At 41.7% G+C, this 23345-nt stretch carries 23 protein-coding genes and 1 pseudogene; 11 read left to right on the plus strand and 13 right to left on the minus strand.

The annotated features are described in order from the left end of the window. Positions 1-140 precede the first annotated feature (140 nt). Together murA and NSMS1_RS21370 are read left to right on the plus strand one after the other, a co-directional pair. Entirely contained in the window at positions 141-1520 is a 1380-nt protein-coding gene (murA, locus tag NSMS1_RS21365) for a UDP-N-acetylglucosamine 1-carboxyvinyltransferase (RefSeq protein WP_224095299.1), read from the plus strand. Positions 1521-1686: 166 nt separating this feature from the next. Next, a complete protein-coding gene (locus tag NSMS1_RS21370) occupies positions 1687-2562 on the plus strand; it encodes a M48 family metallopeptidase (protein WP_224086753.1) in 876 nt (291 codons plus the stop codon). 118 nt (positions 2563-2680) lie between these two features. Here the strand turns inward: NSMS1_RS21370 and NSMS1_RS21375 are convergent, their stop codons facing one another. Both NSMS1_RS21375 and NSMS1_RS21380 read right to left on the minus strand, forming a co-directional pair. After that, complete coding sequence (locus NSMS1_RS21375; RefSeq protein ID WP_411908641.1) at positions 2681-3400, minus strand: TVP38/TMEM64 family protein; 720 nt, start codon at positions 3398-3400, stop codon at positions 2681-2683. Further along, positions 3397-4125: a TVP38/TMEM64 family protein gene (locus NSMS1_RS21380; protein WP_224086754.1), complete on the minus strand. Its 729-nt coding sequence runs from the start codon at positions 4123-4125 to the stop codon at positions 3397-3399. The genes NSMS1_RS21375 and NSMS1_RS21380 overlap by 4 nt, the downstream gene beginning before the upstream one ends. Before the next feature lie 345 nt (positions 4126-4470). Between NSMS1_RS21380 and NSMS1_RS21385 the strand changes: the two genes are divergently transcribed. Continuing rightward, on the plus strand, positions 4471-4857 hold the full coding sequence (locus NSMS1_RS21385; RefSeq protein WP_224086755.1) for a pentapeptide repeat-containing protein: 387 nt from the start codon (positions 4471-4473) through the stop codon (positions 4855-4857). Between the two features lie 59 nt (positions 4858-4916). Here the strand turns inward: NSMS1_RS21385 and NSMS1_RS21390 are convergent, their stop codons facing one another. The 3 genes from NSMS1_RS21390 to NSMS1_RS21400 all read right to left on the minus strand — a co-directional run bounded on the left by NSMS1_RS21390 (position 4917) and on the right by NSMS1_RS21400 (position 8559). Next, complete coding sequence (locus NSMS1_RS21390; RefSeq protein WP_224086756.1) at positions 4917-6161, minus strand: S-layer homology domain-containing protein; 1245 nt, start codon at positions 6159-6161, stop codon at positions 4917-4919. 511 nt (positions 6162-6672) lie between these two features. Then, positions 6673-8202, minus strand: a complete 1530-nt coding sequence (locus NSMS1_RS21395) for an energy transducer TonB (RefSeq protein WP_224086757.1) — start codon at positions 8200-8202, stop codon at positions 6673-6675. 219 nt (positions 8203-8421) lie between these two features. Next, complete coding sequence (locus NSMS1_RS21400; protein WP_224086758.1) at positions 8422-8559, minus strand: hypothetical protein; 138 nt, start codon at positions 8557-8559, stop codon at positions 8422-8424. A gap of 49 nt (positions 8560-8608) precedes the next feature. Between NSMS1_RS21400 and NSMS1_RS21405 the strand changes: the two genes are divergently transcribed. Further along, entirely contained in the window at positions 8609-9355 is a 747-nt protein-coding gene (locus NSMS1_RS21405; protein ID WP_224086759.1) for a transposase, read from the plus strand. Further along, on the plus strand, positions 9312-9974 hold the full coding sequence (locus NSMS1_RS21410; protein ID WP_224086760.1) for a hypothetical protein: 663 nt from the start codon (positions 9312-9314) through the stop codon (positions 9972-9974). The genes NSMS1_RS21405 and NSMS1_RS21410 overlap by 44 nt, the downstream gene beginning before the upstream one ends. Before the next feature lie 61 nt (positions 9975-10035). Here the strand turns inward: NSMS1_RS21410 and NSMS1_RS21415 are convergent. After that, positions 10036-10708, minus strand: a pseudogene (locus tag NSMS1_RS21415) (transposase). A 292-nt stretch (positions 10709-11000) separates the two neighbouring features. Continuing rightward, the gene (locus tag NSMS1_RS21420; RefSeq protein ID WP_224086761.1) at positions 11001-11351 is read right to left on the minus strand and encodes a hypothetical protein; all 351 of its coding nucleotides are present in this window, start codon (positions 11349-11351) and stop codon (positions 11001-11003) included. A 227-nt stretch (positions 11352-11578) separates the two neighbouring features. Between NSMS1_RS21420 and NSMS1_RS21425 the strand changes: the two genes are divergently transcribed. Continuing rightward, a complete protein-coding gene (locus NSMS1_RS21425) occupies positions 11579-12235 on the plus strand; it encodes a glutathione S-transferase family protein (protein ID WP_224086762.1) in 657 nt (218 codons plus the stop codon). 159 nt (positions 12236-12394) lie between these two features. Here NSMS1_RS21425 and NSMS1_RS21430 read toward each other — a convergent pair whose 3' ends face one another. From NSMS1_RS21430 to NSMS1_RS21440, 3 genes are all read right to left on the minus strand, one after another. Continuing rightward, on the minus strand, positions 12395-13585 hold the full coding sequence (locus NSMS1_RS21430; protein WP_224085836.1) for a transposase: 1191 nt from the start codon (positions 13583-13585) through the stop codon (positions 12395-12397). A 120-nt stretch (positions 13586-13705) separates the two neighbouring features. Next, positions 13706-14140 (minus strand): type II toxin-antitoxin system VapC family toxin, encoded by a 435-nt coding sequence (locus NSMS1_RS21435; protein WP_224095301.1) that lies wholly within the window; start codon positions 14138-14140, stop codon positions 13706-13708. 7 nt (positions 14141-14147) lie between these two features. Further along, positions 14148-14366 carry a hypothetical protein gene (locus NSMS1_RS21440; protein WP_224086763.1) on the minus strand — a complete coding sequence of 73 codons (219 nt, stop codon included), beginning with the start codon at positions 14364-14366 and terminating at the stop codon, positions 14148-14150. 714 nt (positions 14367-15080) lie between these two features. Between NSMS1_RS21440 and NSMS1_RS21445 the strand changes: the two genes are divergently transcribed. Beyond that, on the plus strand, positions 15081-17177 hold the full coding sequence (locus NSMS1_RS21445; RefSeq protein ID WP_224086764.1) for a TonB-dependent receptor plug domain-containing protein: 2097 nt from the start codon (positions 15081-15083) through the stop codon (positions 17175-17177). Positions 17178-17378: 201 nt separating this feature from the next. On the opposite strand, the gene NSMS1_RS21450 is transcribed toward NSMS1_RS21445, so the two are convergent. Continuing rightward, positions 17379-17933, minus strand: coding sequence for an SRPBCC family protein (locus NSMS1_RS21450; RefSeq protein WP_224086765.1), 555 nt, complete (start codon positions 17931-17933; stop codon positions 17379-17381). A gap of 341 nt (positions 17934-18274) precedes the next feature. On the opposite strand from NSMS1_RS21450, the gene NSMS1_RS21455 reads away from it, so the two are divergent. Together NSMS1_RS21455 and NSMS1_RS21460 are read left to right on the plus strand one after the other, a co-directional pair. Continuing rightward, positions 18275-19012: a class I SAM-dependent DNA methyltransferase gene (locus NSMS1_RS21455; protein ID WP_224086766.1), complete on the plus strand. Its 738-nt coding sequence runs from the start codon at positions 18275-18277 to the stop codon at positions 19010-19012. A 102-nt stretch (positions 19013-19114) separates the two neighbouring features. Beyond that, complete coding sequence (locus tag NSMS1_RS21460) at positions 19115-19309, plus strand: hypothetical protein (RefSeq protein WP_224086767.1); 195 nt, start codon at positions 19115-19117, stop codon at positions 19307-19309. Between the two features lie 91 nt (positions 19310-19400). Here the strand turns inward: NSMS1_RS21460 and NSMS1_RS21465 are convergent, their stop codons facing one another. After that, positions 19401-20255 (minus strand): metallophosphoesterase, encoded by an 855-nt coding sequence (locus NSMS1_RS21465; RefSeq protein ID WP_224086768.1) that lies wholly within the window; start codon positions 20253-20255, stop codon positions 19401-19403. Between the two features lie 166 nt (positions 20256-20421). Between NSMS1_RS21465 and der the strand changes: the two genes are divergently transcribed. Both der and NSMS1_RS21475 read left to right on the plus strand, forming a co-directional pair. Continuing rightward, on the plus strand, positions 20422-21783 hold the full coding sequence (gene der, locus NSMS1_RS21470; protein WP_224086769.1) for a ribosome biogenesis GTPase Der: 1362 nt from the start codon (positions 20422-20424) through the stop codon (positions 21781-21783). A gap of 165 nt (positions 21784-21948) precedes the next feature. Next, entirely contained in the window at positions 21949-22878 is a 930-nt protein-coding gene (locus NSMS1_RS21475) for an energy-coupling factor transporter transmembrane component T family protein (protein WP_224095302.1), read from the plus strand. Between the two features lie 121 nt (positions 22879-22999). Here the strand turns inward: NSMS1_RS21475 and NSMS1_RS21480 are convergent, their stop codons facing one another. After that, positions 23000-23314 carry a hypothetical protein gene (locus NSMS1_RS21480; protein ID WP_224086770.1) on the minus strand — a complete coding sequence of 105 codons (315 nt, stop codon included), beginning with the start codon at positions 23312-23314 and terminating at the stop codon, positions 23000-23002. Positions 23315-23345 lie beyond the last annotated feature (31 nt).

Genomic DNA, 23345 nt, shown 5'->3' on the forward strand with positions numbered 1-23345 from the left:
TCAGTCATCGACACCAACCAGAAAAATGATTTAGCAGTACAAGATATAACTACAAAAAGGTAGACAAATGAAATCTTTACTGTAGAATCAAAACCAACTTCTAACCTAAAAAATTACGTGTTTATTTTGGAGGTAGGCTTATCAATCCTTCTAGCAGCTTACCAGATGCCAAACTGGTATCAGAAGCAGACTCCTCAGTCTTGCAAATTTGGGGCGGGCATTCTTTACGGGGTCATGTAAAAATTAGTGGGGCAAAAAATTCAGCATTGGTCATCATGGCTGGAGCCTTACTATGTTCAGGAGATTGTCGGATTCGCAACGTTCCCTTATTGGCGGACGTAGAACGCATGGCTGAGGTAATCTCGGCATTGGGTGTACGCCTGCAACGACAAGGCGATACTCTCGATATCAACGCCAGCGAAATTAAAACATCAAAAGCTCCCTACGAATTAGTAACTCAACTGCGAGCTAGTTTCTTCGCCATAGGCGCAATTTTGGCCCGTTTAGGCGTGGCACAAATGCCATTACCTGGGGGTTGTGCAATTGGAGCCAGACCTGTTGACTTGCATGTCAGAGGGCTGCAAGCAATGGGAGCAGAGGTACAAATTGAACATGGTATTTGTAATGCTTATGTTCCTGGCAGCAGTGGCAGGTTAAAAGGAGCCAAGATTTATCTAGATACCCCCAGTGTGGGGGCTACAGAAACTTTAATGATGGCTGCTACCCTTGCCGATGGGGAAACAGTACTTGAAAACGCGGCGCGGGAACCAGAAGTAGTTGATTTGGCTAACTTCTGTAAGGCAATGGGAGCGAACATTCAAGGTGCTGGCACTAGTACCATTACGATTGTTGGTGTTCCTAAACTACACTCGGTTGATTACAGTATTATCCCTGACCGCATTGAGGCAGGAACTTTCTTAGTTGCGGGAGCAGTTACCCGCTCAGAACTTATACTGTCGCCAGTAGTACCAGACCATCTAATTCCTGTAATTGCCAAACTGCGGGATATTGGTGTACCAATTATCGAAGAAGCGCCAGATTGCTTACGCATACTGCCAGCAGAAACCCTCAGAGCCACAGACATTGATACTTTGCCCCATCCTGGGTTTCCCACGGATATGCAAGCGCCATTTATGGCTTTGCTGACTTTGGCAGAAGGCGACAGCATTATCAATGAATCAGTCTTTGAAAACCGCTTACGTCACGCCTCCGAGCTAAATCGCTTAGGGGCAGATATTCGCGTTAAAGGCAACACTGCCTTTGTGCGTGGAGTCCCCATGTTATCCGGTGCGCCAGTTATTGGTACAGACTTACGCGCATCAGCCGCCTTAGTCATTGCCGGACTAGCAGCCACAGGCAAAACCACCATCAAAGGCTTACATCATCTTGATCGCGGCTACGATCAACTTGATGTAAAGCTACAGCAGTTGGGAGCTAAAATCTCCCGCGTAAGTGAAGTTGCAGCAGATGCTGAAGTAGCCGCAAGTAACAATACTGCGTCAGCATCAGTTTCTACTTAGAGGAGATGAGGGGGATGAGGGAGACGTTTCTTCTTAATGTCTCTCCCCCATCTCCCCCTACTTCCCCATCTCCCCCTACTTCTCCCACGCCCTCATCTCTCCCCTTGCCAATCGTTATACTAACTGTGGGAGGCTGTTGATATTTGTTTTTCCAGCTGGCTAGATCATGTCCTTGTTCCAATCTCCGCTCATCGGTTTAAAAGCTGACTCGTTTCGTCATCCATTAGACCTGGAAGCAACTACATCTCTAAAGCAAATACCAGGCTTGGATATGTTGGTGCGAAATTTACTAGGGCCAATGGCCGAGCAAGTTTTTTATGTGGAAAATATTGCTTCTAGTGTATTGGTAGGGGAAAACCAACTGCCTCATTTACACAAATTGTTGTTAGAAGCCTGCAATACTCTAGATATAGAGCCTCCTCAGTTATATGTCAGACAGCATCCCGCTCCTAATGCTTATACCTTTGCTATGCGGGGTAAGCAGCCTTTTGTTGTGATACACACTTCTTTAATCGATATTCTCACGCCAGAAGAAATCCAGGCAGTAATTGCCCACGAATTGGGACATCTCAAGTGTGACCATAGTGTTTATTTAACACCTGTAAATTTATTAGTATTGGCAGCATCAGCCGTGCCGAATATTGGAGCTGTCGTTGCCCAAGCTATTCAGGCACAACTTTTAGAATGGGTACGTTGTGCTGAGTTTACCTGCGATCGCGCTGCTTTGCTAGCTACCCAAAACCCAAAGGTGGTAATGTCTGTGTTGATGAAGTTGGCTGGCGGTTCACCCACCCTAGCACCACAACTCAATCTCGACGCTTTCATTGCCCAGGCTCGCGCCTACGATGATATTAGTAAAACAGAAATGGGCGAAATGGTCAAAGCTGCCCGTACAGCCCAATTAACCCACCCTGTACCTGTTTTACGTGCGCGGGAGATCGACCGTTGGGCAAGTAGTCAAGAATACCAATTATTACTACAAAATCATGGACAGAAATACACCAGCGAAACCACTAATACAGGTGGTTGGCGTAATTGGTAATTAAGGACTAGATATTAATATCACTTGGGGGCGTGTATCTATCTGTATGCCCCCACTTATAACAAGTTAAAAAGTGCAATTGTTCAAAATTCCCTCTTCATCTTAAAAACTGACGATTTTACAGCACTTCTTTTTCTAAAGCTTTCTGCGCAATTCGAGTTACATATACTGTTACAATCACCGTAGCGATAAAACCAAGAAGCCGAATTGCCCATTGCAGGGTGGGATTGCTTGGTTGTGAGTCTGTACCAATCATGGCTAGATTCCCGGCTAAGGAACCAATATAAACGTACATGATAGTTCCAGGAATCATGCCTACAGAGCCGATAACATAATCTTTAAGTGAAACTCCAGTAATTCCAAAGGCGTAATTTAATAAATTGAAAGGAAATACAGGAGATAGTCTGGTTAATAAGACTATTTTTAAGCCTTCTTTACTAACAGCTTGGTCTATAGCCGCAAATTTATTGTTGTCGGCAATTTTTTTCGCTACCCAACCTCTAGCTAAATACCGTCCTACCAAAAATGCAGCCGTAGCACCAATGGTTGCACCGACAAAAACGTAAATAGAACCCCAAACTACACCAAAGACAACACCAGATCCTAAAGTGAGGATTGACCCTGGTAAAAAAGCGACTGTAGCAATTATATATAGTGCTATAAAGGCGATCGCTCCTACGCTTCCTAATCCATCAATCCATTGCAACGCATCACGTAAAACACCTTGGGGACTAACAGAATTGGGACTAGCGAATGCTGATGCTTGATTAGTTAGGAAGGCGATCGCTAACACTAATGTTATAGTAAATAATCTCAAAAACTGATTTTGCCTCATCATCTTCTGCCCTCCACACTTTGACTTAAAGCCTTTTGAGCAATTTTAGTAATATATACAGTTACACCCACAGTTGCTATCAATCCCAACCCTTGCATTATCCATTGCCACATTTGCGTTTCTGGTGTAACTGGTTGATGATTTGTGTTAGTTAGGGCTAAATTTCCAACCAGAGAACCGATGTAAACATACATGATAGTTCCTGGCACAATTCCCAAGGAGCCTAACAGATAATCTTTTAAAGATATTTGGGTAATACCAAAAGCGTAATTTAATAAGTTAAAAGGAAAGACAGGAGAAAGCCGAGTCAATAAAACAATTTTCCATCCTTCCTTTGCCACAGCTTGATCAATCGCTTTAAATTTTGGATATTTTTCTATCTGCTGCACTACCCAATCGCGTGATAGATAGCGCCCAATGAGAAAGGCTAAGGTAGCGCCAACAGTAGCCGCTATCAACACATAAATTGAACCCCAAAATACACCAAATAAGCAACCTCCTTTGAGGGTGAGTAGAGAACCGGGAATAAATAACAAGGTTGCCAAGTTGTAGATAATCATGTAGGCAATCGGCCCTAAAATCCCAAGACTTTGTACCCACAAAATTAATGTTTGGAAAAGTGCCTGAATATTAAATTGTCGTGTCAAAATTATCAGGATAGTAATTATAAAACCAATAAATAATAGTTTGTGTTTGCTATTGAATCGAGGCTGATTTTTGGGAATCATGGTTTAGCTTCGTTTTTTAGCGTTACTTTTAAGAATACAGGCATAAGAAATTAAAGAAATATCTTTTTTCATTATTATGAGTTAATGCGTCCTCTAGCACCTGTTTTCAAGATTTAATTGTCATATTGATTACAACAGCCTAGAAGCAAAAAATTTCTAGATTTTATTTGTATTAATTTTTCATAAAAATCATATTATACCAGCAACAATACTTGCAAATAATTACCATTTTGCAAGACAATCAAAGCAAATGCTGCTTCTGGCAGGATTGAGCATCAGTTCTATGATGAACTTATGTGGCTTAACAAAACCGTATACCGACAAGAAAATTTGTGAGGCTGTTTTATGTCTGAAGTCAATTATCAACAGCCCATTAGTACAGTAGCTACACTTATCGATCTGTACACTACGGGAAGGCGTGATTTTAGCCGTGCCGAACTGGGTAACGCGAATTTACAAGATACGAATCTCAAAGGTTGTGATCTTAGCTATGCCGACTTAAGTACAGCTAACCTCAAAGGAGCTAACCTGCGAGGAACTGACTTAAGTTATGCCGATTTGAGTCAAGCAGATTTGCAAGATGCGGATTTGCGAGGTGCGCTGTTAATGTCTGCAAATCTCCGCCAAGCTAACCTACAAGGGGCGAAATTAGAAAAAGCGGATTGCGATCGCAATACTCATTTCCCTGAAAATTTTGATTTAGTAAAAGCTGGTTTGCAAATTAGAGAATAAAACCTCTCAGCCAGTAGGCGAGAGGTTTGAATAGGGGGGTATTGTTAACTGTTGAAAGACTATCTCAACGACACCAATAGATTTTCGTTGATGGTCATTTGTAAGTCGGTGTTGGGGTCGATAGCGATTAAGTCAACACTATTTTTGCCAAAGAACAAGCCAATTAATCCGCCTATAGCTGCGCCGCCTAAAACTTCTTCAGTCGCGATCGCGCGATCGCCTGTCACCGCAGAAACCGCCGCCGCCGCACCTGCACCTAAAACGGTGTTTCTAATAATCGCACCAGTGCTAGTACCCTTTTTGACTGTTTCTGTTTTATTGATAACTTCAGAAGTAGCATTCAGTTGATACTCTTGACCTGTAGTTAAAACCAGTTTTTGAGCTACAAATTGTGAACCACCTTGAGCTGGTTTGAGTTGACCAATTACCTGACTACCAGCCGGAATCACTACAGTACCCCCTTGGGTAACTACATTTTGATCTACTGTGAGTGTTAAAGGCGCTGTTTCATCCTTCGTTACTAGAATTTTCTTAGCATTTTCATACTTGACTGGAATTACAGTTCCTTGGGGGATAGTGATAGCTGTCGGTGTTCCAGGAGTGGTAGGTTGAGCTGCGACAATATAGGGTGAGGTAATAGCTGAGGCTTGATTAGAACTGACTAATGCTTGATAGATAAAAGCTGCTACTTGCGCTCTTGTGGCTGTTTGTGTCGGATTCAAAAAGTTGACGTTGGGATAATTCACCACAATTTTTTGCTCTGTGGCGGCGGCTATGGGACTACGCGCATAGCTAGCAATGTTATTCGCATCGTTAAAGTATTGTAGAGTGCTTTCAACATTACCATTAGGAGCATATTCCAGACCATTGGCGAGGGAAACTAAAACCTGCTGACGGGGAATAGCTTGATTAGGCTCAAAGCGGTTGCCTGGATATCCTGAGAGGAAACCAATCGTATAGGCTTGTTGAATAGCTGTGGATGCCCAATAGTTACCCGGTACATCAACGAATCTGATTGCTTGCCTTTGTGGTGCTTTCTGAAAAGCCTTATTGACCATTGCGGCAAATTGAGCGCGAGTTACTGGTTCTTCTGGACGGAATGAACCATCAGGGAAGCCTGCAATTACGCCTCGTTGTGACAATTGTTGAATAAATTGTGCAGCCCAATAGTTGGACGAAACATCGGAAAAAGTAGTCTGAGCAAAAGATGGAGAAGCTATTAAAAAAGGAGCTATAGTTCCGGTTGTAATGCTCAAAGCCATGAGTGCCGCAGCGCCAGATTGCCAACGATTTACATTAAACATATATTTTATTTGCCTACTCAATTCTTTGTTTTTCTTGTTACTTACCTAGACATTTTTTAGAATCTTTAGTTCCACTTTTATGCAAAAAAATGTTTTTTTAGTTTAAAAATAGTTCAAAAAATAATAGTATTCCATAAGTTATAGGCTATAAATAATAAGCCTATAACTTATGAAGTATAATAATGTTAGTTAATTTTTAATTATTAGGTCATAGACAATGTTCAATTCTTTCAATTCCTAGTGAACATTGTCTGCTTTACAAATTAGACCACTCAATAAAATAAAAGGTTCCTTGTTCATAGCAAGATATTTCGATAAAAATCAATCACTGCCGATATAGACGTTCGCGGTAGCATTTCGTAGAGACGTTTTGTCGTAAGGTACACCTCTACACTATGTCTCAACAGACAACCTTAGTGCGTAAATCCCGGCATTAAAAAATAAGGTGAGCATTGCTCACCCTATAGATATACATTGATATTTTTTCCAAAATCGAATTAGGTTCTTATATTTATTCTTGAGTTGTAGGCGCAGTATTTACTGGCGGCGTTGCGGATTCTGATTGGGTGGGTTGACGTAAATTCCGCAAAGTTGCTCTTAGCTTGTTTTGACTAGCAGATGTATTATTTTCTCTGCGTCTTCGTCGGTTTGTATTTTGTGATGTTTGCTGTGCAGAATTATCAGTTGTTGATTCCCGGCGAAGGCGACGCAAAGTTTCTCTAGTAGTGCTAGTTCTAGTTACTGATGAGGTTGTGTTTGTGTTTGTCGATGGTTGACGAGGTGTTTCTGCTGTAGATTCGCTTGTGCGTCTGACTCTGGTTTCACTGGAGGTTTGAGCGGGAATATTTCCATCAGTGGTAGTTATAGAACGCTTACGTCTGCGGGTTTCTTCGGGAGCATCTGTATTAGTGGCAGCTGTCTGCTGGGTTCTGGCTTCAGTTTCTCTCCGTTTTTTCTGTTCCTGGACTTGGCGATGTCTTCTTGAACCTTGTAAGGCAAATTCAGTGGCGATCGCAACACCTTGTCTACCACCCTCTGCTGGTTTTAATTTCCAATTACGTGCTTGTCTTAAGGTTTCTTCGTCTAGTTCCCTATTACCGCTAGAACGGGCAACCCTAACATTAGTAACATTACCTTCTGCGTCAGTATCAACAGCTACTTCTACCCTACCTTCAATACCTCGTTTTCTTGCAGCTTCTGGATATCTAGCATTACACTCACGACAAGCGGCACGACCATTTATTGATCTATTACTATTGTTCGGTTCAGTAGGGATTTTTGGTAGTGTCGGTGCTGTTGCTACTGTTGAAGAGTTGCCGTTGCCATTACCATTACCCGTTCCGTTACCATTACCATTACCTGTGCCATTACCCATTCCGTTACCGATGCCGTTACCCGTTCCATTGCCAATGCCATTACCCGTTCCGTTACCATTACCTATAGGTAAACTAGAACTATTTCCATTACCCACATTCGCTTGAGTGCTTTGAGAATTTCTTAGTCCACTTAATAATTCTCTTAAGTTGTTATTACTTTGATTGGTAGAGGGATTAACAATTGTTGACTTTGTAGGTGCTTGTGGTTCGGTAGCAATTTCCTGTGAAAGCTTATTAACTGGTTCTGCTTTCTCAATAGGGACTGTAGTTTTTTGCGGCTGTTGTTGAACTTGAGGCGTTTTGAAGTTTTCTACGACCTTTGGAACTGGACGTGACTGGTTGGTGATTTTTGGCTGTGGTGCAATGGAAATTTCACTACTAGAGCCACCGCCACCACCGCCACTACTTCCCGTGCTATTATCTGTTTTCAGTTCTTTCACAACCTCTTCGGGTGGTTTTTCTACTTCCGCAGTTACAGGATCAACGATCGCTATTTCTATCGGTTCTTCTTGCTCTTGCGGCACTCTTGCCAAAAAATTACCAATACCTAAAGCCAGCACACCAACGTGTAGAGCCATTGAGCCAATCAAACTGTAAGTCAAAACAGTTTTGAGAGCCTTAACTTCTTTAGAACGCTGCTCGACATTATAGCCGGAAAATGTCATAGCCTATTGCTACCTATTCTCACTAACCTAGTCATCTTAAAATGACACTTGATAAATATCAAGTCAAATAATTATCTTCCTCAGTAGAATTTTAGAGTGAACAGACCGGAAATATATTCAGCTTTTATCTGAAATGGGATACAGCAACAGACTAAATGTTTTTTAGATATCAATAAGAATTATTATCAATAGCTTATTCTATGGAATATCCCTAGCTATCTAATTGGTATACAAAGCAGGTAAGCTGAGGAAAGCACCTACCAGCAGTAAAAAATTAGTGATAGTAAAGTTGCCTCCCCATCGCCCAGAACGAAAATTCAGTAACGCCAAACGAATAATATTAGAATGTTTGCTCATGGAATGTGTCCATTGTGGAACAAAGTTGGTGCTACGCAGACCAAAGCATATGCGTAAAACAGTTCAAACAATGGATGGTGTAGTATTTGTGGCAGGCAAGAGTAAAGAATGTACCAATTCCAGTTGTACACATTTTGGTAAACATTACTATGCGACTGGCGTGCTAAAGTACAGCTTACCTTACAGTACCTACGGGCTAGACGTACTGGCATTTATTGGTTGGCAACATGAACATGAGCATCAACAGTTGGTAGAAATTCAACGAGAATTAAATCAGCGTGGTGTTGAAATTAACGAGAGTAATGTAGGTAAGTTATATCGTCAATTTCTGGCACTGTTGGGTGGGACGATGGCACATACCCAGGAAAAATTAGCTGCCACAGCGATTGAACATGGTGGTTTGATTTGGGCAATTGATGCCTTGCAACCAGAAGGACACGGGAGTTTGTTATACGTATTGTATGAAGTATTAAGTAGCACGCCAGTCAGCGCAATTCAATTACCACAGGCACAGACACAACAATTAATTGAGTGGCTGCAACCATATCAGGAGTTACCGTATAAAGTGCTGGCAACTTTGTCAGATGGGGAAAAATCAATCATCGCGGCAATGAATTCAACTTGGACAAATGCACCACATCAACGTTGTCAGGCACACTTTCTTAGTAACCTGAGTGAAGCGGTGTTGCCATTAGATACAAAGCTCCGACAACAATTAAAGGCAGACTTAGACGGACTGCCAAAAGTCCCAGATGGCTCTGAAAGACTCCAAAACCCAAGCTCCGAACAGCAATAGTTCAATTGCCTCAGACTTGGAGGTGGCGCACGAGTGGTTGCAACGAATTGCTGAATGTTTACGTTATCCTAGTCAGGATAATGTAACTGATATTACAGATACTAGCAACGTATCTTTAACAAGTTTTCAAGTTAGGCGTGAGATGGAAGAGTTATTACAGCAGTTTCAACCTGATCATCAACAAAATCCAGCACAGTTTGCTTTAAAGAAAAAGTTACAGAAACTGTGGACTAAATACGGAACTAACTTATTGCATTGCTATGATATTCCTGGCTTGCCAGCAGACAATCTCAAAATCGAGTCTTTGTTTAGTAATTTGCGCCGCCATCAACGCCGAATCAGTGGGCGCAAATCCACCGTCGAATTGCGCGATCTTGGACAATTTCAAGTTCTATTCGTTGCCGAAACCGAAAAACAATTACTTGAACAAATTCAGCAAGTACCTGTAAGTGAGTATAAAACTCAACGTCGTAAATTAGCAATGGCTGAAGCTCCTCGTCAACGCAAATATCGCCTTCACCATGATCCAATTACCGCAATACAAGGTTTGGTTAATCAACATACAGAAATTCTCTCTGTGCTTGAGTCTCAAGCCCTAAAATACCAATTAGATAGCTAGGGATGGAATATGGAAGTTGAAAGTTGAAAAAAGAGATTTCACCTTCAATACCTTAGCCAATTTACGAGGGTTCAACACCTGTGGAAAGGGGATGAATAAGTCCCAAAGAAGTGAGCTTGGCAAAAATTTGGGCTAATAAAATAGAGTCAGGCTTTTGAGGAAGTATTTTTAACATTTCATGAAAATATCGAAAACCCCGGTAATAAGCTTTCAGGTCAATAATGCCAGAACCAGGATTATGTTTACGGAAATCAGCCAGGAGATGATGGGATAAATTAACCATAAAGAAGGCGAGATTAGCAGCGTTAGTCACAGCAGTTTGACTCAGATTCATAAAATCTTCCAACCCCCAGAATTGTTTAGCATCCCGAAAATTAAACACGAGAGTGGAAACGTAGCTTGTAATAATCAATAATTTTCTCAAATGTCAAGTCTAGGTCGCTGGAAAATAAAATTACATGGCTAGCCGTATTGGTCTTAAGATTAGTTTTGACCAAAATAACTACATGTTTACGAAAAAACAGCCAAAACAATGTTGCCCAAGGTATGACTGTAGAGAAAAATCTCCCCATCGTCCGATAGCTACCACCTGTATCTGTCCAACGTGCAATTCCCAACATCGTGACTCGACCACTCATTGCTAACATTGCCAGGATAATTTGGTTCAACTGCCGCATCGTTGTCGCGTTTATCTGCGGTAGCAGGCATTGCAAGAGTGATAAGATGTCCGGCATGGGCTAAATCGTAGTTTTTGAGTTGTCGTTTGGCAAGACCATAACTCTACTACTACCGCCCTACCTCTTCATACTCTTTTTTTGGCAACGCTATTGACCTTTGATTGTCATAGTTTTCCGATCATTGGATAGGGGCGTATAGCTATCATTGGTGTCAACTTAAGGAAAAAGTAAAGAAGTAGAGTTAAAGTAGGGGAGTAGAGACAAAAACACCAGGAGTTGTCAAAATGGCTACTCCCTGCTCCCTACCTACAAAGTGATGGGATATTTTTTTAGTGGGAAGTCCCTAACCTTACCCAACCTGTTCCAAATACTGGTTAATATCCTCAATCACTCGCGTAAGTTCGGCTTCTGTTGTCAAGCGAATGCTAACATCACGGATTGTAAGTAGTACTTTGGCTGCAAAAGGGGTAGGCCAGATATTAGGATTACAGAAAATTTCTAAAAAAACCTCCCCAGTGTAACGATATTCTAATGGTGGCTGGGGAGTAACTTTAGTACCAGAAGTTGGTTTAGTGCTAACAACCTTCAAGCGTTCCATCAATTGATCAATCGCCGCCTTTAATTCCCGCGCCGCCTGGGGAGAAAAACTAAAAGAGACAGAACCTTCAACTAGGTTCAGTGTTAGAGGACTAGTAGACATAAGCTTTTACCAATTACCAACCGCCACAGATATTATCAGTGTTACATCTGATATGACATGAAGTCGTGAAAATTTTAACTTGCTCAAGATTAGGAGTATATTATAATACTATTTTACAAAAATATGATACGGATGCAAACGCCCAAACCTATGCTATGTGTCACTTTTTGAATTTTGAATTGGTATGAGCCTTATAGTTAAAAGCGTAATTTGTAATTCGGATTAAGATGCTAAAGTTTTACTACAATCCCATCTCTATTAACGCGCGTCGAGTTTGGGTAGCTTTACTAGAAAAACAAATTCCTTTTGAACCATTGTTATTAAATCTCAATGGTGATCAATTGCAAGACCAGTTCACTGCTATTAACCCCCTCCAGCGTGTACCAGTGATAGTAGATGATGGCTTACGTGTGGTGGAATCGTTAGCGATTTTGGATTATCTAGAAGCGAAATATCCTACGCCATCACTAATTCCTAATGAAGCAACTGCGATCGCTACCGTTCGCATGGTAACAACTACGACAGTAACCGAGCTTCAACCTGCTACTGTTATCTTAACTAGACCGTTAGTAGAATTAGACACTGATCCCAAAAAGCTAGAATCAGCCCAAGAAGCTGTAGCGAAGATTTTAAGTTTTTATGAAACTCTTTTAGGAAACCAGACTTATTTTGCAGGTGAAACATTTACCCTCGCAGAAGTAGTTGCTGGTACATTGATTCCTTCTCTACCTCTATTTGGCTTCTCCTTAGATGATTATCCACATTTGTTAGCGTGGGCAGAAAGATTAGAGGAAAGAGAAAGCTGGCAAAAGACTGCACCAGATTTCGCCGCTATTGCAGCCGCTATCCCCAACATTAAAGCAATCTTGGAACGGAGGTTTTAATTGGTCATTAGTCATTAGTCATTAGTCAAAGGAAAGGGGAAAGGGTTTTCATTGTTCCTTTTCACCTTTCACCTTTAAACTTTTCCTCTTTCTTCCTCATCTCCCTCATCTCCCTAGTCTCCTCCCACTCCCCACCTGACAGGTGTAGGTTTTTTACAATTAGGAGGAATTGAAGCAAAAGAAATCGTCAACAGGAGTATGAGGAAAAGCACTCCAACTGGGAAGATGAATAGGAAGATGGTTGAGTAAATCAGCAATCAGGGTCAACAGGCCTAACAAAAAACAAGAAATCTGACGCTGAGGATGAAGGTGGAAAGGCTGAGAAAAGACAACATGTCGAGGTGGAAGTTGTTCGAGAGTTGGGGGAGAAGATTGATTTTCCGCTTCGCCCCCCAGCATCACCATCCAAAGAGTGGCAACAGCGATGGCTAACCACAAACGTTCAGCACGTTGTGGTGAGAGCAAACGAGTATGATGCCAATCCCAACCATCTCCTTTGACATCCCGATAAACACATTCTGTAGAAGGACGTAAACCGTACCAGAGTGCAGAGGCGCTCGTGGGTTCAAGGTCAGTCAAAATCAACCAAGGGTCTTTGTAACCAAAATCCCAACGGGCAAGCAATGTACATTCAACGGGATTGGTGACAAAGCAAATAATTCGACCTGACCAAGATGTTCCAGGGGTACAAACCACATCTTTTAGTGGATGCCATGTATTCCCAGATGGCAGGCGATAAGTTCCTTGATGGTTAATACGTAAAAACGGATGCCAGCCAGCAGCCACAATCAATTCATACAACCAACAAGCATACAGTCCTCTGTCAGCAGTGACTATGACATCAAACTCAGTTGGGATGGCATCTTTGATTGCTGTGAGCAGATTGTGCCAATGCCCTTTCCAACTTCCTGGCTCATGTGCTTTGACCACACACCATGCTATCGGGATTCCACAACCCGCCAAGAGTATGTTTACTGATAAGACTACAAACTTATTGCCGATACTGGTTGCGTCTAGTGCTAGCGCAATACGCTTGATATTGGTAGGTAGCAAACTGATCACCCATAACAGCAATGGCGCAAAACAACTACTTACATCTAGAGTCCGACGATGAAGCCCTTTTTTGGCAGAGGCTTCCTCATACCATTCTTTTAATCTTTGACGTACTGTATTTGCCTTTTCTGAGTTGACTTGAGCTATGAATTTTGACACTTTGCTCAAGCTACTTGATCTTGTCATCACTATGCCAAAACTCCATGTTGCCAGCCCTACCACTTGTGGTAACGTCAGATGTGGCATTTTCTGTGACACTATATTTGTCCATTGTTTGAGGTACTCATTTTTCAGCATTTGAGCCTCTGTTTCACTTTGTCAGTCTGCTTTTATTTTCTGTCAAGCGTGAATGAATGCTCACACTCTTGTAAAAAACCTACACCTGTCAGCCACTCCCCACTCCCTACTCCCCACTCCCTACTCCCCACTCCCTACTTGCTCACGCAGTAAAGCACGGAATCCGGCTTGTTGAAAATGTTCATTAGCAGTTAAAGCTTCCGTGATTCCGCTATATTGCATTACAATAAAAGATACACAATCAATAAATCCCCATTCTTTGTCAGGGCTTTCACAGTATAACTGGAAAGCCCTTTTGTATAATTCTTGTGATAGGGGGACTATTTCTACTTTGGGATCTACCGCTAGAGAATTTAATAGCACGATCGCCTCATGACGATGTGGCTGTTGGCTTAAAACATTGCCAATTTCCAACATAACTGTTTGTGTGGTAACTAGACGTGTACCAGCTTCCTCTAATAAATGCGCTAAATATACGGCTTGGTGATGTAAGCGATCGCTAGGTGCTGCTAAGGCAATAGCAAATGAGGTATCAAGAAATACTTCAGACTTCATGGCAAATTTACTGGCCATATAAATACTTGTCAATATTAGCAGACCAATCAGCAGGGCCTTGGATTTGGAGCGATCGCGCTGTCGCTAGAAATGATACTGTAGCTTGGGCTTGTGATGGTAACACTTCTACACTCAACCTTACACGAGCGTTAACTGGCAGAGCGATCGTTTCTAGAGGATAGAAAGCCTTGCCATCAAACATCGCCGTAATTACTTTCTCTGCCATATTTTTAACCATAGTGCGTCACATCTATACTATGCGCTACGTGGGGGAAATAGGGAATGGGGAGTGGGAGGAGATGGGGGAGAGTGGGAAGTAGGGGGAGATGTAGCTTTAGCTTCTCTTTCCCTTCGGGACGCTGCGCGAACAGAGACGCTACCGCGAACCCGCAGGGTGGCTACGGTGTACACACATCTCTATGTTGAGCTAAAAAGCTCATTTGATCCCCCTAAATCCCCCTTAAAAAGGGGGACTTTGATTCTTGTTCCCCCCTTTTTTTAAGCTACGGTGTATACACAAGTCCTAAAATCCTTGCTTAGTAAGATACAAGCCTTAGTAGGCAAGGTTTTGAGTTGAGCGAGTGATTATCAATAGTGTCAGCTTATTGATAGAGCTTTAACGGAAAATCAAGGATTTAAAAAATAATTTCCCGTTCTTTTCTGCCCATTTGACTTCCAATTCGACTTGTGTATACACGGTAGCTTTTTTTAAGGGGGGTTAGGGGGGATCAAAACATTGTGGGACTAGGTTATCAGACTTGTGTGTACACCGTAGGCAAGGTGGGAGAGAGGAGAAAAATAATAACTATGGACTATGGACTAATGACTAATGACTAATGACCAATGACTTTTCAAATACGACAACATGTCTTTTGACGCAATTTACCCAAGTATAGTAACAGTAACACTTGGTGATTGTTACTACTGAGTGTGAGAGCAAGTGAAAAAGAGCTTATTTTGGCTGTCTGTTTCGTTTCCGAGTTTATTTTTAACATTTCCTGCCTTGGCAAGTGATGCGGAAATTACTCAACAAGAAGATAATTCGGATATTCCGTATTTAAGTGAAATTAACTTACCTACAACTAGTGCTGAATTATTAACTCAAGCTCCGCCAAGTGAATCAACTCCACAGAGTGAACCAAACAAAGAGCCAGAAAATGAGGAAAATACTAGTGATGATGTAGATATTACGATAGAAGCGATCGCCGAGCCAGATACCGCACCACAATCTACACCTACTTACGTTATTGATCAAGAAGAAATTAAAAAACAAGGTGCTACCAGTGTCGCTGATATATTAAAAAGGATGCCTGGTTTTGCTGTTAATGATGTTGGACACGGTGCAGATATTCATACAGGTACTTATTACCGAGGAGCATCTATTAATCAATCTGTATTCCTCATTAATGGTAGACCAATTAACAACGATGTCAACACATATCACGGTGCAACCGACCTCAATAGCATCCCTGTAGAAGCAATTGAACGAGTCGAATTATCTAGCGGTGTTACTTCTGCTTTATATGGTGCTTCTGCCTTTGGTGGAGTAGTGAATATCATCACTAAAGAAGGTTATGGTCAACCTAAATTATCTAGTAGTTTAGGATTTGGCTCCTTAAACTTAAATAATCAACAGTTTAGTTATAGCGGTTCAGTTGGTGCAGCTAGGTATAACTTTAGCTTTGAAAGATTGTTTATAGATAATCGTTATCGTGTGCCTGTAGGTGCAGCAAATCGAGATTCTCAAGGCTTTTTATCTAATGCAGATACAGCAACTAGCACTTACTTTGGTAATATTGGCATAGATTTAAACCAGAGAAACTCATTAAATTTAGATATCACTAAACTCAGCAGCCGTAGAGGCTTAGTTTATTTTGGTTTTCCTCTACAACAAGACCGCCTAGACCATGATGGTTTAAATATTGGTTTATCTTGGAAAACGCGCCTTGGTAATGGTGATACTTCAAATATCACAACTACATTTGGCTATAACCAGAATTATTTTAGTACCTATGGCCCAACGTTTTTCGCAGGTAGACAATTCTATCGGACAGGTGCTTTAGATACACAACAATTCACTACTAGAATTGATCATGATTGGAGTATTACTGCAAATAATAGATTGCGTTGGGGATTGGATTTAAAAAATACTAACTTAAACGGAGATGTTTTAAGCTCTAGCCCTAATAGAATCGCTTTTAACGAAACTGAGAATAGAGACGTATTAAATACAGCCTTATTTGCCGTCAATACATGGGATATTACTAATAGTTTTCAGTTAGATTTAGGACTCAGACAAAGCTTTGATACTCAGTTTGGCAATTATCTCAACCCCAGTGTTGGTTTACGTTACGCTATCAACTCATTAATTGCTGTGCGTGGTAGTTGGGCGGGAGGACAACGTAATCCTGGGTTAGATCAATTATATATTTATGACACTGTTCATGGTTGGGAACCAAACCCAGATTTAGAACCAGAAACAGGTTCTTCTTGGACTGCGGGAGTAGATATTAAGTTAACTGAGAATTTAACAGGACAGTTTACTTATTTTGGCAGCAGTTTAGATAATCGCTTAGGGGTTGTTAATGGAAGATGGGCAAATATTGGCTTAGTAGATACCAATGGTTTAGAAGCTGCATTAAGGCTAAGATTTGCTGATAATTGGTCAACTTTTCTTAACTACACTTATACTGATGCCCAAATTAAAACAGGTGCAGAAAGAGGTTTACAGTTGGGGATGATTCCTTATTCTGTATTACAAACTGGGATAGGTTATCAAAATTCAGGATGGCAAGCGAACCTATATCTTACCTACAATAGCGGCGCACGTAGAGCCTTTTTCACCAGACCGGGTGAAAACATTACAGATTTCGTTCCTTCTTATGTGAATCTAGATTTAAGCGGTCGTATTCCGTTAACTGGTACTTTAGGGTTGACAGTCTACTTAGAAAACTTACTAGGTGAACAATACGAGCGAGTTAATCGAATTTATAGTCCTGGGTTTACTTTCCGTTTAGGTTTAAGTTCAAGTATTTAATCAAACAAGGTCTGGTAATTGGTAATTGGTAATTGGTTGGTTTAGTCATTTTGGCTGCTTTCTCCCTTATTAGGAACTAGCTTTCGCCCTTGGCGTGCCGTTAGCGCAGCTTCTCTTAGAGAAGGTATAGCCAGAGGGTAATGGAAAAACAATTCAATTACCAATTCACCATTACCTATTACCGACTAAATTCTTTTTTGATTAACTTTGGCAAATAACTTGCCGCATTTTACGCATATTGGCTGGTAATTCAAAATTCATAGCTTGTTGAATGAAAATTGATGGTATGGGAATATGTGGAGTAGCTTGGACACCGTAAATTAATAAAGTGCCGTTACCATAATCTTGCAGTTCTAAATTGGCAGTGAAGTCAATAAAAGTGCCTTTTTCCATGCGGAATTGAATTTTTTGACCAAGCACTTCAACAACGTTGAGATAAATTTCCACTTGTGCTGTGAAAAAGAAAAACGCTTTTTGTGCTGCCTGATACAGACGTTTAACTTCACCACGCTGTAATACTTCACTTCTAGTAATGTCTGGAAAGTATTGTACCCAACGAGGGTAATCAGTGATTTGTTGCCATACCTGCGATCGCACCACGGGTAAGTACATACAAGCAGACACCGCACCACCCCAAGCAGTATGCGATCGCGTTTCTACTATAATTTCACCCTGCATCAATAACCTTTGATTTTCTTGACTCCAAGTCATATTAGTACCTGCAATAACTGGGTCGGAAATATAGGATGCAGACATAATCTCTTATCACCACTCCTCAGATTTTCCACCTATAGGTTAAATCACAAATCCTAATTTGGACATAAAATTTAACCTGATCAATTTTAGTCCCAGTTCAACGCCCAGGTTTTCTAGAACTAAACAGTTCTACGGTATTTCTTAGAAAATTTACGTAAAAAAGCGGATATATTACCGCAATATAAATTTTAGTTAAAGTTATAGCAGATAATGCTGATAGAAAATGGAGCGAGGAAGCACAAGAGAAAAATATGAAAGATACAAGTGAAAGCTGAAAATCCTTTACCCCTTACCCTATCTCACCCTTTGAGTTGACTGTTGACTAATGACTACTAAAACTTATGGCACAGTCTGTCCCCGATTTCTATAATAATGAGGCAGTTTTTGCCAAATACATGAGTCATCGCCAACGTGTAGATACGGCAAATGACACGTTAGAAAAACCCGTGATAATGGATCTCATTTTACCCGTAACTGGTAAACGGGTTCTCGATTTAGGCTGTGGTGATGCAGCTATAGGCCCAGAACTTCTACAGTATGGTGCAGCAAGTTACCTTGGTGTTGAAGGGTCACATAAAATGGCTGCTACAGCAAAACAGACACTAGCAGAGATGCCTGAAAAAATTATTCTCCACAATATAGAGGATTGGACTTATCCCCATGCAGCCTTTGATTTGGTCATCGCCAGACTCTCTCTGCACTATATCGCCAATCTCGCGCCAATTTTCACCAATGTCTTTCAAGCACTCACACCTACAGGAAAGTTTGTCTTTTCAGTCGAGCATCCTGTGATTACATCATCCGACAAGGGCTGGATATCTGAGACAAACCGTCAAGATTGGTTAGTCGATGATTATTTTACGACCGGATTGCGAGTTACAAATTGGCTGGGTGGTACAGTACAGAAATATCACCGCACAGTGGAAGACTATTTTCGTCTCTTGCAAGCAGCAGGATTTATGATTGAGGGTTTGCGGGAAGCTTGTCCAAAACGCGAGAATTTTCAGGATGTCAAAACTTATGAAAGGCGATCGCGTATTCCTCTATTTTTAATTCTCGCAGCCAGTAAACCATTATAAGAGGAACAGGTAACAGGTAACAGGTTTGATACTCAGCACTTTGCTATAAATTCCTGCTACCTTGGCAGTATAGAGAAAACTTGAACATCAAAGAGAAAAGTCGTGAGTCAATCTTCCTTAAACCGCAGATTAATCCAACTTCTAGGCATAGTTTTAGGCATTGGTATAGCTGTTTGGCTGCTGAGAGGCTTTGGTATTCTCACCTTTATTCCCGGTGGTGTGATTTTACTATTTTTTGTAGCAGCGATCACGATCGGTCTTATTGCCTATGCTCAAAAAACTTGGTGGCGGTTTTAGAATTAGTCATTAGTCATTAGTCTATAGTCCATAGTCCATAGCTATTCTCCCCTATCTCCCTCATCTTCCCCCACTCCCCACTCCCTACTCCCTACTCCCCACTCAAAGTAATCACCGTAATCTCTGGACGGGCGAAAAGGCGCAGGTGCAAGCCTGTCATTCCCAAGCCTCGGTTAGTGTGTAATAGCATATTGTCTACTTGATATTGCCCTGAGTAATACTTTTGCGCCCAAGGCGGTAGGATCATTGGCTTGAAAAAAGGTAGGCGTATTTGTCCACCGTGTGAATGTCCTGATAGTTGTAGATCAAATCTTCCACTTGCTGCGCTGGTATGGGCAAAGTCCGGTTCATGGGCTAATAAAATTGCCGATCCTTCATTTGGTAATTGTTGCAATACCAAATCCAACTTGCTTTTACCCATTTGTACATCATCAACCCCAGCTATGTGTAACGCAGCGTTGCCTTTTTGAATCGTATAAACGCTATTACAAAGATGAAATATCCCACTTTGTTCAAGAACTTTGATTAGGGCGTTGGTGTCGTTCTCGTGGTCATGATTACCTAAAACGACAAAAGTTTGTGCTTTGGCTGTAATTTGTTCTAAAGCTGGCTGAAGAGATGGAATTAAGGATGAGGAATTACGAGTAACTAAATCACCTGTAATAGCTACTAAGTCCGGTTGTTGTTGGTTGACTAAGCGAACAATGCGCTTGAGGCGCTGTGTCGTCATCCAATAATCACGGTGAATATCGCTGATTTGGACAATGCGATAGCCATAAAATTCTGATGCTAGACGGGGTAGTGTTAGTTGTAAAGAATTGATTTCAATCCAATTTGGTTCAATTAATTTGGCGTACAGTAAGGTACAAAGTCCTAGCCAAAATAACCAGCGAATATACGGCCAAGCGAATCTCCTGGCTTTGATCAGCCATTTATGATTTTTCAAGGCTCATTCTCCTAATGATGTGACTGCCAGTTATCCTGTGATGTGACTTCTTGAAACTTGGCTGTGAAACTTGTTTCATAGGGAGTGCTTCATGCTCCCTGTCAACTGTCTCCTACGATAAAATGTAGAGATGTGATATACTATCTCTCTTAATTACCCTTGGTTTATGGGACTGCCAATTGTTGCTATTATCGGTCGCCCAAATGTGGGCAAATCTACCCTGGTTAATCGTCTCGCCGGGGAACAAACGGCGATTGTCCATGATGAACCGGGTGTGACACGCGATCGCACTTACTTACAAGCTTACTGGAGCGATCGGGAATTTCAAGTTGTAGATACAGGCGGTTTGGTCTTTAACGATGATACAGAGTTCTTACCCCTGATTCGCCAACAAGCACTAGCTGCGCTTAGTGAAGCCTGTGCTGCTATATTTGTTGTCAACGGTCAAACAGGCCCCAATTCCGCAGATGAAGAAATAGCTGAGTGGTTACGCCAGCAACCAGTACCCGTTTTCCTTGCAGTCAATAAATGCGAATCCCCTGAACAGGGATCGATTCAAGCTGCTGAATTTTGGGAACTGGGCTTAGGAGAACCATATCCGATCTCTGCAATTCATGGCAACGGTACAGGTGAGTTACTCGATGAACTCATTAAACACATTCCATCTGTGACGGAATTAGAAGAAACCAACGAAATTAAAATTGCCATTGTTGGACGACCAAATGTTGGTAAATCAAGTTTATTAAACTCTTTTGTTGGTGAAGAACGGGTAATTGTCAGCCCCATTTCGGGAACAACCCGCGATGCAATTGACACTTTTATCGAACGCGAAGGACAAAAATATCGTCTAATTGACACAGCCGGGATTCGCAAAAAGAAAAGCATTGATTATGGTACAGAGTTTTTTAGTATCAACCGTGCTTTTAAAGCAATTCGCCGCGCTGATGTGGTTTTATTGGTACTAGATGCCCTTGATGGTGTTACCGAACAAGACCAAAAGTTAGCTGGCAGAATTATCGAAGAAGGTAGGGCTTGCGTCATCGTCGTCAATAAATGGGATGCGGTCGAGAAAGACTCATATACTATCTACGACTACGAAAAAAATCTGGAAGCAAGGCTACATTTTACAGAATGGGCTGATACTATCTATGTCAGTGCGCTGACAGGACAACGGGTAGAAAAGATTTTAGAGTTGGTGGTTAAAGCCAATGAAGAACACAAGCGCCGCGTTAGTACATCAGTAATTAACGAAGTTCTCGAAGACGCTGTAAGTTGGCACTCGCCCCCAACCTCTCGCGGCGGTCGCCAGGGTAGGATTTACTATGGTACGCAAGTCAGCACCCAACCCCCTACTATCGCCCTATTTGTCAATGAAGCTAAACGCTTTAATGACAATTACCGCCGTTACATCGAAAGACAGTTCCGTCAACAATTAGGTTTTAAAGGTACACCCATTCGTCTACTTTGGCGCAGCAAAAAAGTTAGAGATGCAGAACTTGGTAGTGCCAACCGGGCAACTCGCGTTTAAGATTGGTCAATAGTCAACAGTCAACAGTCAACCCTCCGGGTTCGGCAGTTCGGACTCGACGGGAACCGCCAAGACTCCGACTGCCTCACAGTCAACAGTCAACAGAGTTTCGTACTATTGACTATGGACTATTGACTATTAACTATGGACTATTGACTATTGACTATGGACTTACTAAAATCGCTACCTTTAGGGCTGTACTTAGAACAGCCGCAAACTTGGTTACATAAACTTGACCCACGAGTCAAGTTTATCTGGTTGATGAGTTTTCTTACTAGTTACAGTTTTGCCAATAACTTCTGGCGGATACTACTGGTAGCATTATTAATAATTTTTACTGTTGTTGCCAAAATTCCCCGGCGAGTGTGGCAACAGCAAATGGGTTGGTTATTAACATTATCATTTTTTGTGTTGGCGATCGGAGCTATTAGTCCTGATGCTTTGGGTGTAGAGTACCAGCCGCGCCTCCCAGCTAACCCCCAAGTTTTAACCCAGCCAGCCAATGCTAATAATTTGTCCAAAGCCCCAAAAGAACTAAAAAGTAGTAAAGGCTATAGTTACGTCTTATTTAATAAAGGCCCAGTTAAAGTTACTCGCCGTTCTCTAGATTTGGCTGTGCGCCTAAGTACAATTTTATTTACTGTTATTTACAGCACTAACTTATATTTACTGACAACCGCCCCAGAAGAAATCACGGCTGGTATAGAAAGCCTAATGCAGCCCTTGAGACGATTTAAGATACCTGTAACAGAAATTACCTTAACTTTAACCTTATCCTTGCGTTTCATTCCTTTAGTTTTAGAAGAAGTGCAGAATTTAATCCGTTCTGTGATGACTAGAGCGATTAATTGGAAGAAACTAGGCTTAAAAGGCGGAGTGAAAGTTTGGATGATTGTGGCTGAGAGATTGTTAGAAAACTTATTGTTACGGGCATCACAAATGGCTAGCGCCATGACAGTACGTGGTTTTACTAGCCCTAACGAACATCGCGTCCCGTGGCACGATTTACGGTTAAAATCATGGGATTGGTTAGCGATCGCTACTCTCACCCTATTCTGGGGGATTAGGGTAGTCTTTGGCAATGAAATTTCGTAGAGTCAGGGACTAGGGACTGGGGGGATGAGGGAGATGAGGGGGAAGGGGGAAAAGGTGAAAGGTGAAAGGGAAAAATTAAATCCTTTACCCCTTACCCTTTTCCCTTTATCCTGACTGTTGACTAATGACTAATGACAACTGACAATTTCCGCAAACTGTAGCAATACCGACTGTTATCACAAACAGTTCTTAGGAAAATGCGCCTGTTGGCTATTTTGCTCCAACAAGCGATAATTATGGCAACATGGAGAGAAGTTAGAGTAAACAGCAGTATGAAAGTCTGTGCCAACAACTTCAAAGGGCGCATCTCAACGTCACTGGAAGCTGCAAACAAACGCATCAGGGATTTTCCATGCTGCCAATGACGATTTTGAGAGTGACGAGTCATGTTAGCGCAAGCGGGGCGTTCAGCCCGTGCTGTTAGCGGTAGCGGCACGTTTAGCGCGTGCTGGGTGAGGAGTAAGTGT

Source organism: Nostoc sp. MS1 (assembly GCF_019976755.1).
Lineage (GTDB): Bacteria > Cyanobacteriota > Cyanobacteriia > Cyanobacteriales > Nostocaceae > Trichormus.

Bases quoted from the DNA above. Each gene is read 5' to 3' on its own strand.
- NSMS1_RS21370 (WP_224086753.1), top strand. From the start codon at position 1,687: ATGTCCTTGTTCCAATCTCCGCTCATCGGTTTAAAAGCTGACTCGTTT.
- NSMS1_RS21375 (WP_411908641.1), bottom strand. From the start codon at position 3,400: ATGATGAGGCAAAATCAGTTTTTGAGATTATTTACTATAACATTAGTG.
- NSMS1_RS21380 (WP_224086754.1), bottom strand. From the start codon at position 4,125: ATGATTCCCAAAAATCAGCCTCGATTCAATAGCAAACACAAACTATTA.
- NSMS1_RS21385 (WP_224086755.1), top strand. From the start codon at position 4,471: ATGTCTGAAGTCAATTATCAACAGCCCATTAGTACAGTAGCTACACTT.
- NSMS1_RS21390 (WP_224086756.1), bottom strand. From the start codon at position 6,161: ATGTTTAATGTAAATCGTTGGCAATCTGGCGCTGCGGCACTCATGGCT.
- NSMS1_RS21395 (WP_224086757.1), bottom strand. From the start codon at position 8,202: ATGACATTTTCCGGCTATAATGTCGAGCAGCGTTCTAAAGAAGTTAAG.
- NSMS1_RS21400 (WP_224086758.1), bottom strand. From the start codon at position 8,559: ATGAGCAAACATTCTAATATTATTCGTTTGGCGTTACTGAATTTTCGT.
- NSMS1_RS21405 (WP_224086759.1), top strand. From the start codon at position 8,609: ATGCGTAAAACAGTTCAAACAATGGATGGTGTAGTATTTGTGGCAGGC.
- NSMS1_RS21410 (WP_224086760.1), top strand. From the start codon at position 9,312: ATGGCTCTGAAAGACTCCAAAACCCAAGCTCCGAACAGCAATAGTTCA.
- NSMS1_RS21420 (WP_224086761.1), bottom strand. From the start codon at position 11,351: ATGTCTACTAGTCCTCTAACACTGAACCTAGTTGAAGGTTCTGTCTCT.
- NSMS1_RS21425 (WP_224086762.1), top strand. From the start codon at position 11,579: ATGCTAAAGTTTTACTACAATCCCATCTCTATTAACGCGCGTCGAGTT.
- NSMS1_RS21430 (WP_224085836.1), bottom strand. From the start codon at position 13,585: ATGCTGAAAAATGAGTACCTCAAACAATGGACAAATATAGTGTCACAG.
- NSMS1_RS21435 (WP_224095301.1), bottom strand. From the start codon at position 14,140: ATGAAGTCTGAAGTATTTCTTGATACCTCATTTGCTATTGCCTTAGCA.
- NSMS1_RS21440 (WP_224086763.1), bottom strand. From the start codon at position 14,366: ATGGCAGAGAAAGTAATTACGGCGATGTTTGATGGCAAGGCTTTCTAT.
- NSMS1_RS21450 (WP_224086765.1), bottom strand. From the start codon at position 17,933: ATGTCTGCATCCTATATTTCCGACCCAGTTATTGCAGGTACTAATATG.
- NSMS1_RS21455 (WP_224086766.1), top strand. From the start codon at position 18,275: ATGGCACAGTCTGTCCCCGATTTCTATAATAATGAGGCAGTTTTTGCC.
- der (WP_224086769.1), top strand. From the start codon at position 20,422: ATGGGACTGCCAATTGTTGCTATTATCGGTCGCCCAAATGTGGGCAAA.
- NSMS1_RS21475 (WP_224095302.1), top strand. From the start codon at position 21,949: ATGGACTTACTAAAATCGCTACCTTTAGGGCTGTACTTAGAACAGCCG.